The sequence below is a fragment of the Isoptericola sp. S6320L genome (genome assembly GCF_023015685.1).
Lineage (GTDB): Bacteria > Actinomycetota > Actinomycetes > Actinomycetales > Cellulomonadaceae > Isoptericola > Isoptericola halotolerans_A.
In genome coordinates this window covers 204665-214677 of sequence record NZ_JALKAT010000002.1, presented here as the reverse complement: position 1 = coordinate 214677, position 10013 = coordinate 204665, and the positions used below count along the sequence as shown (strand labels likewise).

The following is a 10013-nucleotide window of genomic DNA, read 5'->3' as shown; positions in this document are numbered from 1 at the left end:
GGACCCGTGACCGCCCACCGCCCCCACCACGCCCCGGGACCGTCCACCGGTGGACGCGGCAGCCCGGGGAGGGACGAGCGCCGCCGCCGACCGAGCGTCGTGGTGGGGATCCTGGTCGTCGTCGCGGTCACGCTGGCGGTCGTCGCGGCGGGAGCGCTCCTGCCGGGGGTGCCGTGGGTCGGGCACGTCGGCGGGTACGCCGCCGCGTGGGCTCCGTGGATCGTCGTGGCGGGGCTGGTGGTGACCCTGGGCGCGGCGGCAACGCTCCTGCGGCACGGCACGGTCGCCCGCGTCGTGGCCGTGGCCGGCGGGCTCGTCGCGGCCGCCGCGGCGCTGGTGGTGGTGACCCAACAGCTGCGGGTGGCGCAGGAGCACGCGGTCGGCGTGCAGATCGCCGAGCTCTTCCGGCTCACGCCGGGTGACGTGGGGGCGGACCTCGACGCCCGGTACGGCGAGGTGGACGGCGAGCCGCAGGACCTGTCGTTGTGGCTGCCCGAGGGGGGTGCGGCCGAGGCGGCGCCCGTCGTGGTCCTCGTCCACGGCGGTGGCTGGGTCTCCGGCGACCGGCTGCAGCGGACCACGGCGTCGCACGCGGCATGGTTCGCCGCGCAGGGTTACCTGGCCGTCAGCATCGACTACCCGCTCTCGAGCGACGACCGCCACCGGTGGGACACGGTGGAGCCGCAGGTGGCCTGCGCCCTGGCCTGGGTGGGCGAGCACGCTGCGGAGCACGGTGGGGACGCGACCGAGCTCTTCCTGGCCGGCGACTCCGCGGGTGGCAACCTCGCCCTGGAGGTCGCCTACCGGACCGCCGCCGGGGACCTGGAGCCCGCGTGCGACGGGCACCTGCCGCCCGTCGCCGCCGTGAGCACGCTGTACCCCGTGGCGTCGCCGGTGGGCGTCCACGACAACCCCGATCCCGTCATGGGCCCGCGGGGACGCGAGCTGACCGAGCGGTACACCGGCGGGACGCCGTCGCAGCACGCGGAGCGGTACGCCGCGATCACGCCGGCCGAGCACGTGACGCCCGGCGCCCCGCCGACGCTGATCGTCACCGGCGAGGCCGACCACCTGGTCCCGCCGGACGGGTCGCAGGAGCTCGCCGCGGTGCTCGCCGGTCAGGGGGCCCGGCAGGAGCTGGTGCTGCTGCCCGCGGCGGACCACGTGTTCGACACGGCGCCCGGCGGGGTGGGCACGCAGGTGTGGCGTGATCTCACGCTGCGGCTCTTCGCGCGGTCCTGAGCCGGGGTGCGGCACCATGGTCGTGTGACGCTCTTCACCGCACCCACGGACCACGCGCCCGACCCGTCCCTGGCGCACCGGCGCGCCATGGCCGAGGTGACCGTCGCCGGGCCGGACGGCACACCGCTGGCGGGCACCGACGTCGTCGTGGCCCAGACGCGGCACGCCGTCGGCTTCGGCTGCATCGGCTTCGAGCTGATGGACCACGCGAACGGCCGGTCGTCCGACCCTCCCTACGACAACGATTTCGCCGACCGCTGGCTCGACCTGTTCAACGTCGCCACGCTGCCGTTCTACTGGGGCACGTTCGAACCCACCCAGGGCGCGCCCCGCACGGCCGAGACCCTGGCCGCGGCCCGCTGGTTCGCCGACCGGGGCGTCACCGTCAAGGGGCACCCGCTCGTGTGGCACACCGTGCAGCCGCGCTGGCTCCTCGACCGTCCGCTGGACGAGGTCGAGCGGCTGCAGCGCGAACGCATCCGGCGCGACGTCGGCGACTTCGCCGGGGTCATCGACACGTGGGACGCGATCAACGAGGCCGTGATCATGCCCGTCTTCACCGCCGAGGAGAACGCGATCACGCCGCTCGCCCGGCTCAAGGGCCGCGTGGAGACGATCCGGATGGCGTTCGACGAGGCACGGGCCACCAACCCGGGCGCCACCTTGCTGCTCAACGACTTCGACATGTCGACGGCGTACGAGTGCCTGATCGAGGCGGTGCTCGAGGCGGGCATCCGCATCGACCGGCTGGGACTGCAGTCGCACATGCACCAGGGGTACTGGGGCGAGGAGAAGACGCTGCGCATCCTGGAGCGGTTCGCGCGGTACAACATCCCGATCCACTTCACGGAGAGCACGCTGCTGTCCGGAGAGCTGATGCCCGACCACGTCGTCGACCTCAACGACTGGCAGGTGGAGTCCTGGCCGTCGACCCCGGAGGGGGAGGAGCGTCAGGCCGACGAGGTGGAGCGGCACTACCGCACGCTGCTCAGCCACCCGGCCGTCGAGGTGATCAACTACTGGGGCCTCGGCGACCGCGGGATGTGGCTGGGCGCGCCGGGCGGGCTGCTGCGCGGGGACGGCTCGCCCAAGCCCGCCTACGAGCGGTTGCGCTCGCTGGTCAAGGGCGAGTGGTGGCACGCGCCGACGACGCTGCGCACCGACGACGCCGGGCGCGTCCGCGTCGACGGGTTCCTCGGCGACTACCAGGTGTCGCTGCCCGACGGCGGCCCTGCGGCCGCGCTGCGGCTCGACCGGGCGGGGGAGCAGACGGCACAGGTGCGGCTCGCGGGCTGAGAGAATCCCCGGGTGACCTCGCCCGCCGACCCCCGCCCCGCCGTCGTCCGCGTCACCGATCCCGCCGACCCGAGGCTGCGCGACTACACCGACCTCACCGACGTCAAGCTCCGTACCGTGCGAGAGCCCGCCGAGGGGCTGTTCATGGCCGAGTCCTCGAACGTCATCCGGCGGGCGCTCGCCGCGGGGCACCGGCCGCGCTCGTTCCTCATGGCCGACAAGTGGCTGGACTCGATGGCCGACGTGCTCGACGCCCATCCCGGCGCGCCGGTCTACGTCGCCGACGAGCAGGTGCTGCGGGAGATCACCGGCTTCCACCTGCACCGCGGCGCGCTCGCCGCGATGCACCGTCCCGAGCTGCCGGCCGTGCACGAGCTGGTCGCCGGCGCCCGCGGGGGAGCCGGGGCGCGGCGGGTCGCGGTGCTGGAGGACATCGTCGACCACACCAACGTCGGGGCGATCTTCCGGGCCGCCGCGGGCCTCGGCGTCGACGCCGTCCTCGTCTCGCCGCGGTGCGCCGACCCGCTGTACCGCCGGTCGGTGCGGGTGTCGATGGGCACGGTGTTCCAGGTGCCGTGGACGCGGCTCGACACCTGGCCCGGCGGCCTGCACGACCTCCAGGACGACGGGTTCACGGTCGCGGCGCTGGCGCTCGCCGACGACGCCGTCTCGCTGGACGACCTGGCGGCCAGCCCGCCGGAGCGGCTCGCGCTCGTCCTGGGTGCGGAGGGCGATGGGCTGTCCCGGGGCGCCGTCGAGGCCGCTGACCAGGTGGTGACGATCCCGATGGCCGGCGCCGTCGACTCGCTCAACGTGGCATCGGCGTCGGCCGTGGCGTTCTGGGCGACCCGCTGACCGGTGCGGCGACCGCGCCCCTGCCGGCAGCGGCCGTGCCGGTAGATTTCGTGCTACGTGGACGACCGACGAGGGGGTTGGTGTGGGCGACGTCGTAGACCTGGTCCGGGATCGACTCCGAAGCAGCTACTGGTTCCTTCCTGCCGTCATGCTGGTCGTCGCGGCCGGGCTGGCCTGGTCGACCATCACGCTCGACCAGGTGACGGACCCCGAGGACCTGCCCGTCGTCGGTCCCTTCCTCTACGCCGGGAGCACCGAGGGTGCCCGGGAGATCCTGGGCACCATCGCCGCGTCCATGATCACCGTCGCCGGTGTGGTGTTCTCGATCACGATCGTCACCCTCCAGCTCGCCTCGGCGCAGTTCGGCCCGCGGGTCCTGTCGACCTTCATGCGGGACCGGGGTCAGCAGGCGACCCTGGGCACGTTCGTGTCCGCGTTCCTCTACTCGTTGCTCATCCTCCGGGTGCTGCGCAGCGACGACTCGTCGGTGCCGCACCTGTCGGTGACCGTGGCGGTGATGATCGCCGTGGCGGGACTCCTGGTCCTGATCTACTTCGTCCATCACGTGGCCATGGTGATCCAGGCGCCGAACCTCGTGGCGGCGATCGCCGACGAGCTCCGCCGGGCCACCGACTCGCTGTTCCCGGACCCGGAGCCGATCGAGGGTGTGCAGCGGGCACCGACGCAGCGAGTGCTGCCGGCCGACTTCGAGGAGCGCGCGCGCCGGGTCGAGTCCGGGCAGGTCGGGTACGTGCAGACCGTCGATCTCCAGCGACTCCTGCGCATCTGCCGAGAGCACGACCTCGTGATCCGTCTCGACACCCGGCCCGGGCGCTTCGTCGGGCGCCGCTCGACCGTCGCCGTGGCCTCCCCGGACGCGCGTGTCGTGGACGGCGTGGCCGCTGAGATCGCGGCGGCCCTGCTGGTCGGTGCCCGGCGCAGCCACCAGCAGGACGTCGAGTTCCCGATCCAGCAGCTGACAGAGGTCGCGATTCGTGCCCTCTCGCCGTCGATCAACGACCCGTTCACGGCCAGTACCTGCGTCGAACAGGCAGGAGCGGCGCTGTGCGAGCTGGCGACGCGGCGGATGCCGTCGCCGCACCTCGTCGACGAGTCGGGCGCGCTGCGGATCGTGGTGCGCGACCCGGTCACGTGGGACAAGCTCGTCGGTGAGGCTTTCGACCAGGTGCGTCAGTGCGCGGGGTCCCACGTCCCCGTCCTGATCCACCTGCTCGAGTCGCTCGCCCGCGTGGCCTCGTGCGTCGAGCAGGTGGAACGGCTGCAGCCCTTGGAGCGGGAGGCGCGCCTCGTCCTCGAGGCGGCCGAGGAGAACGTGCCTGCGGCGGCGGATCGGCAGAGCGTCCGCCGGCGGTACGACGCGTTCCACGCCGTCGCGGAGCGTCAGCGTGGCGGAGGGAAGGTCGGCTGACGAGGTTCAGCCGCTGCGCTCGGACCGGTGGCGAAGGCGCTCGCGGGCCGTGCGCCCGCGGCTGCTCGCGGGAACGACGCCGGTCGCCGCGGCCAGGCCCATCGCCCCGGGGACACCGACGTAGAGCGTCTCGTGGCCGCCGGCGGGGACCGAGAACGTCTCGTGCCAGACGCCGACGGCTCCGGGGACCCTCTTGGCGCGGCGGTAGAACTCGACCCAGGCGGGCCGGTGCTTGCGCTCGTCCGCGTTGGCATAGCGGTAGACGTCCTCGACGCTGCGCCAGTACTGCACCACCGTCGGGCCGCGCGCGCCGACCAGCGTGGTGGCGCCGAGGAATCCTGAGCCGGGGTCCTGGTAGAGCTCGCGCAGCATCGGTCCCATGGCGGCCAGTGCCGGCCACCAGCCGTCGGGTCGCCAGAGCTTGTTGATCCGCGCGCCGATGAGGAAGACGGCGAGGTCGCCGTCGTGGTCGTGGGTCGTGAGGTGCACCATGACGTCTCCTTGGATAGTTAGACTCTCCATTATTGGGGAGTGCTACTCTCCAATGTCAAGAGGTGAAAGGAGCGGGATGCGCATCTCAGGGCTCGCGGCAGCGACCGGAGTGCCGGTGGCCACGCTGAAGTACTACCTGCGCGAAGGTCTGGTGCCGCCGGGGGCGGCGACGTCGCGCACGCAGGCCGACTACGACGACACGCACGTGGGCCGCGTGCGGCTGGTGCGGGCGCTCACCGAGTCGGCCGGGCTGAGCCTGGCCGCCGTCCGCGACGTCCTCGCGGCGCTGGACGACCCGCCGACGTCGCGCCACGACCTCCTGGGGGCCGCGCACCACGCGCTGGTGGCGGCCGAAGGTGACCGTGCTGCCGGCGCCGGGACGGACCTGTCGCGACGGCGTGCCCGCTACCTCGTGGCCGAGCGCGGCTGGTGCGACGACCCGCTGCTCGTCGACCGCCTGGCCGCGCAGCTCGACGCCGCCGACGCCGCGGGCGTGGACGTGTCGGACGACTACCTGCGGGAGCTCGCCGCGGCGGCCGACCAGATCGGTACCGCCGACCTGGGGACCGTGCGGCCCGATCCGGTGTCCGCCCTGCGACAGGTCGTGCTCGGCACCCTGCTCACGGACCCCGTGCTCCTGACCCTGCGGCGCATGGCCCAGGTGCGGGCCAGCAGGGAGACCGCCGGGGTGTGACGCCGCTCACGGGGGTTGTCTCGGGCCGGGCAGGTGAGGTTAGGCTGTCCTGCGTGACCTCCTCCGTGACCGCGACCCAGTCCGAGCCCCTCCGCGAGGTGGCGCCGCAGCCGTGGCGCATGTTCGACGTCGAGGTCAAGCGGGTCACCCGGCTGTGCCCCTCGTTCGTCCGCATCACGTTCACCGGCGACGACCTCGACCTGTTCGCGGACAACGGCGCCGACCAGCGGATCAAGTTCCTGCTGCCCGCGCCCTGCGGGGGCTGGGAGTACCTCGACCGGCAGAGCCCCGACTGGTTCACGTCGTGGCGTGCGCTGCCCGAGGAGCGCCGCAACCCGCTGCGCACCTACACCGTGCGTGCGGTGCGGCCCGACCTGCGCGAGGTGGACGTCGACATCGTGCTGCACGGGGACACCGGTCCGGCCTCGCGCTGGGCGAACGGCGCCCGGCCCGGCACGCCGCTGGTCATCCTCGGGCCCAACGCCGCGCACCCCGGCGGCCATGGCGGCCGCGAGTTCGCCCCGCCGGCCACGAGCCACGCGCTCCTGCTCGCCGGCGACGAGACGGCGGTCCCGGCCATCGCGTCGATCTGCGAGGCGCTGCCCGACGACGCCGTCGGTGAGGTGTTCCTCGAGGTCCCGCACCGCGAGGACCGCTGGACGTTCGCCGCGCCCGCCGGCGTGCGGATCACCTGGCTGGCCCGCGAGGAGGCCGAGCACGGCGACCACCTGGTGCCCGCCGTCCAGGAGGCCGCCGACCGCATGCTCGCGATGGGCGTGCGGGCGACGGCCGACGAGCCGGTCGCAGGTCCCGGGTCCGGCTCGGTGCGCGACCTGGACGACGTCGACATCGACAACGGGATCCTCTGGGAGGTGCCCGTGGACGCCTCCGGCAGGCCGCTGGCCCAGGACACCGTGCTGTACGCCTGGCTGGCGGGCGAGGCGGGCGTCATCAAGACGCTGCGGCGCTACCTGGTCGGGACCAAGGGCGTGGACCGCAGGTCCGTGGCCTTCATGGGCTACTGGCGCCGCGGCCGCGCCGAGTGCTGAGCCGCAGCATCACCCACGACCGTCGGCGGCCAGCACCGCGGCGAGGCCTTCCTGCAGGTCCCTGACGAAGTAGTCAGGAACCTCCAGCGACGGGAAGTGTCCCCCTGCCTCGGGTGACGTCCATCGGACGATCTGCCGGTACCGCTCCTGCGCCCAGCGGCGCGGGATCTTCTCGACGTCGCGGGGGTACATCGTGATGGCCGAGGGAACGTCGACCCGGAGCTCGGGGTCCATCGAGCCGTGGCTCTCGTGGTAGATCCTGGCCGCTGACGCGCCGGTACGCGTCAGCCAGTACAGGGTGATGTCGTCCAGGACGCGGTCCCGGGAGATCGTCTCGAACGGGCTGTCCTCGGTGTCCGACCACTCCGCGAACTTGTCGAGGATCCAGGCGAGGAGCCCGACCGGTGAGTCGACGAGCGCGTAGCCGATCGTCTGCGGTCGGGTCGCCTGCTGCTTCGCGTACGCCCCGCGTGGTCCCGCATAGAAGGCGCGGGTCTCCGCGGCCCACCTGCGCTCGTCCGTCGTCAGCCCGTCCGTCGTCAGCCCGGGCAGGGCGTCGGCGAAGGTGGTGTGGATGCCGAGGACGTGCTCCGGGAACCGTCCACCCAGCACGGTGGTGATGTTGCCGCCCCAGTCGCCGCCGTGGGCGAGGAACCTGGTGTAGCCGAGCCTGCCCATCAGCTCGACCCACGCGACCGCGATCTTCTCGGTCCCCCATCCGGTGGCGGACGGCCTGTCGCTGTAGCCGAAGCCTGGCAACGACGGTGCCACGACATGGAAGGCCGGCGTGCGGGAGTCCTCCGGGTCGGCCAGCTCGTCGATCACGTCGATGAACTCGGCGATGCTGCCGGGCCAGCCGTGCGTCAGAACCAGAGGCGTGGCGTCCGCACGGGCAGATCGGCGGTGCAGGAAGTGGATCCCCAGGCCGTCGATGGTGGTGCGGAACTGGCCGATCTGGTCGAGGCGGGCCTCGAATGCCCGCCAGTCGTACCCGTGGAGCCAGTAGTCCACGAGGTCCACGAGGTCGGTGAGCGGGACGCCCTGCCCCCACCGTCGGGCACCCGGCCCGGAACGACGGATCGTCTCGGCTTCCGGCAGCCGTGCGGCGGCCAGCCGCGTGCGCAGGTCGTCGAGCTCGGTCTCGGGCGCGTGCGCCTCGAACTCTTGCACGTCGCCAGCCCTGTGGTTCACCACGATTTGCTCCCTCCGGGTGTGCGGATGTGCCCGGTCAGCTGACGGCCGGCACGACCCCGAGGTCGGCGACGACCTCGGCGCGCGGCGCGGTGCAGAGCAGGTCGCCGGGCAGCAGCAGCTTCGAGCGCCGCAGCCCGGAACCCATGAGGGCGAGCGGCCCCGGGGCGGCGAACCGCTCGTCCACCAGCACTCGCCAGGGTTCCGGGAGACCGAGCGGCGTGATGCCGCCGTACTCCATGCCGGACTCTGCGGTGGCCCGGTCCGCCGACAGGAACGACGCCTTGCGCGCGTCGAGGAGCCTGCGGACCCGGGTGTTGACGTCGGCGCGTGTCGTGGCGGGGACGACGCAGGCCGCGACACGCTCGACGTCGCCACGGCGACCGGCGACCACGACGCAGTTGGCCGAGATCTCCGGCGGCAGCCCGTGCACCGTGTTCAGCGTCGCGGTGTCGGCGTGGTCGGGGTCGATCGCGGCCACCGCGACCTCGGTGCGCACCCGAGGCTCCGTCGCGGACCAGGTGCGCAGGGCGGCGCGGACGGAGGGTGCGAGCAGGTCGGTGTGGTCGAGGGCCCGCACCCAGTCGAGGTCGCCGACGGCGGGCAGGTGCTGTGCCGTCGCGTCGTTCACCGCTGGTACGTGCCGGTGAGGGTCGCGCGCGCGAGCGTGTGGAAGTAGACGTTGAACGCGGCGTGGACGTTCGTGTTCTCGGGCGTCAGCCCCAGGGATTCCACGTCGAGGGCGTGAACGGCGAAGACGTAGCGGTGCGCGTGGTCCCCGGGCGGCGGACCGGCGCCCTCGAATCCCTGCGCGCCGCCGTCGGACGTGAGCTGGAACGCGCCGTCGGGCAGGCCCGAGCCGTCGGCCGCGCCCGCTCCGCGAGGCAAGGAGGTCACCGAGGCGGCCAGGTCGAGCACGTGCCAGTGCCAGTAGCCCGACGGTGTCGGCGCGTCCGGGTCGAAGCAGCTCACCACGAACGACCGCGTGGCCGCGGGGAAGCCTGACCAGGACAGCTCGGGCGAGGTGTTGCCGCCGTCGACCGCGTGGTCGGCCGACATCGGTTCGCCGGGCGCGACGTCGGGGCTCGTCAGGTCGAACGTGGCCGGGACGGGCAGCAGCGAGTACGGGTCCGGGGGTACGGGGCGGGTGAAGTCCATGCCACCACTGTGGTGCGGACCGCGGCTGACGGCAACGTCGCCGCCTGAGATGACGTCCCGGGTGTGGCAGCGTGTCGACGTGCAGCGCAGATCGCGCGGACATGCGTGCCTGCTTTGCGCGATCTCGGGCACGTCGCGTTTGAGAGCGCAAAGTAGGCGCACCCGCTGCACAGGGGGTGAGAACTCCAGACCGAGGGCTACTGGAGGGCGGTGGCTGCTCGTGACCGGGTAGCCGTAGCCGGCTTGCTACGGCTGGCGGGTCGCGCGTAGGTGCTCGTCATACTTGAGGGCTGCGATCGTGTCGAGGGCCCGCACGGCATAGAAGACCCCGTGCAGAGTGACGATGAAACCTACGAGAGCGGCAACTCCGCCCAACCAGGCGAAGACGTTCCAGTCCCCCAACGCCATGGCGACGGTCCCTACGGCAACCATTGAGGGACCGGTGACCAGGTAGCCCGCCGCAGCTGTCGGGCGACGTAGTTCGATCGGACCCGACGTGGTGTGTAGTTGCGGCGTCGACTCCATGCCGGAACTCTAGCGCGCTGAATCCCGGGGCCCGCGGTCCAGTCGGAACAGCGGCCGATCGAGCACGCCACGTGACCATCGA

11 protein-coding genes are annotated in these 10013 nt (G+C 72.8%); 6 read left to right on the top strand and 5 right to left on the bottom strand.

The genetic code is table 11. The features are described from left to right. Positions 1 to 6 precede the first annotated feature (6 nt). The 4 genes from MWU57_RS18300 (at position 7) to MWU57_RS02485 (ending at position 4822) form a co-directional block, all read left to right on the top strand. Entirely contained in the window at positions 7 to 1242 is a 1236-nt protein-coding gene (locus tag MWU57_RS18300; RefSeq protein ID WP_246907084.1) for an alpha/beta hydrolase, read from the top strand. 87 nt (positions 1243 to 1329) lie between these two features. Further along, complete coding sequence (locus MWU57_RS02495; RefSeq protein ID WP_246907130.1) at positions 1330 to 2538, top strand: endo-1,4-beta-xylanase; 1209 nt, start codon at positions 1330 to 1332, stop codon at positions 2536 to 2538. Positions 2539 to 2550: 12 nt separating this feature from the next. Next, the gene (locus MWU57_RS02490) at positions 2551 to 3393 is read left to right on the top strand and encodes an RNA methyltransferase (RefSeq protein ID WP_246907083.1); all 843 of its coding nucleotides are present in this window, start codon (positions 2551 to 2553) and stop codon (positions 3391 to 3393) included. Between the two features lie 82 nt (positions 3394 to 3475). After that, positions 3476 to 4822: a DUF2254 domain-containing protein gene (locus tag MWU57_RS02485; protein WP_246907082.1), complete on the top strand. Its 1347-nt coding sequence runs from the start codon at positions 3476 to 3478 to the stop codon at positions 4820 to 4822. Between the two features lie 6 nt (positions 4823 to 4828). On the opposite strand, the gene MWU57_RS02480 is transcribed toward MWU57_RS02485, so the two are convergent. Then, positions 4829 to 5314: a DUF4188 domain-containing protein gene (locus MWU57_RS02480; RefSeq protein ID WP_246907081.1), complete on the bottom strand. Its 486-nt coding sequence runs from the start codon at positions 5312 to 5314 to the stop codon at positions 4829 to 4831. A 76-nt stretch (positions 5315 to 5390) separates the two neighbouring features. On the opposite strand from MWU57_RS02480, the gene MWU57_RS02475 reads away from it, so the two are divergent. Both MWU57_RS02475 and MWU57_RS02470 read left to right on the top strand, forming a co-directional pair. Then, positions 5391 to 6008 carry a MerR family transcriptional regulator gene (locus MWU57_RS02475; protein ID WP_246907080.1) on the top strand — a complete coding sequence of 206 codons (618 nt, stop codon included), beginning with the start codon at positions 5391 to 5393 and terminating at the stop codon, positions 6006 to 6008. 119 nt (positions 6009 to 6127) lie between these two features. Beyond that, positions 6128 to 7057: a siderophore-interacting protein gene (locus MWU57_RS02470; RefSeq protein WP_246907129.1), complete on the top strand. Its 930-nt coding sequence runs from the start codon at positions 6128 to 6130 to the stop codon at positions 7055 to 7057. A gap of 9 nt (positions 7058 to 7066) precedes the next feature. Here the strand turns inward: MWU57_RS02470 and MWU57_RS02465 are convergent, their stop codons facing one another. The 4 genes from MWU57_RS02465 to MWU57_RS02450 all read right to left on the bottom strand — a co-directional run bounded on the left by MWU57_RS02465 (position 7067) and on the right by MWU57_RS02450 (position 9931). Next, positions 7067 to 8248: an epoxide hydrolase family protein gene (locus MWU57_RS02465; RefSeq protein ID WP_246907078.1), complete on the bottom strand. Its 1182-nt coding sequence runs from the start codon at positions 8246 to 8248 to the stop codon at positions 7067 to 7069. Positions 8249 to 8285: 37 nt separating this feature from the next. Further along, the gene (locus MWU57_RS02460) at positions 8286 to 8879 is read right to left on the bottom strand and encodes a YbaK/EbsC family protein (RefSeq protein WP_246907076.1); all 594 of its coding nucleotides are present in this window, start codon (positions 8877 to 8879) and stop codon (positions 8286 to 8288) included. Further along, entirely contained in the window at positions 8876 to 9406 is a 531-nt protein-coding gene (locus tag MWU57_RS02455; RefSeq protein WP_246907074.1) for a YbhB/YbcL family Raf kinase inhibitor-like protein, read from the bottom strand. The genes MWU57_RS02460 and MWU57_RS02455 overlap by 4 nt, the downstream gene beginning before the upstream one ends. Positions 9407 to 9652: 246 nt before the next feature. Continuing rightward, entirely contained in the window at positions 9653 to 9931 is a 279-nt protein-coding gene (locus MWU57_RS02450; RefSeq protein ID WP_246907072.1) for a hypothetical protein, read from the bottom strand. Positions 9932 to 10013 lie beyond the last annotated feature (82 nt).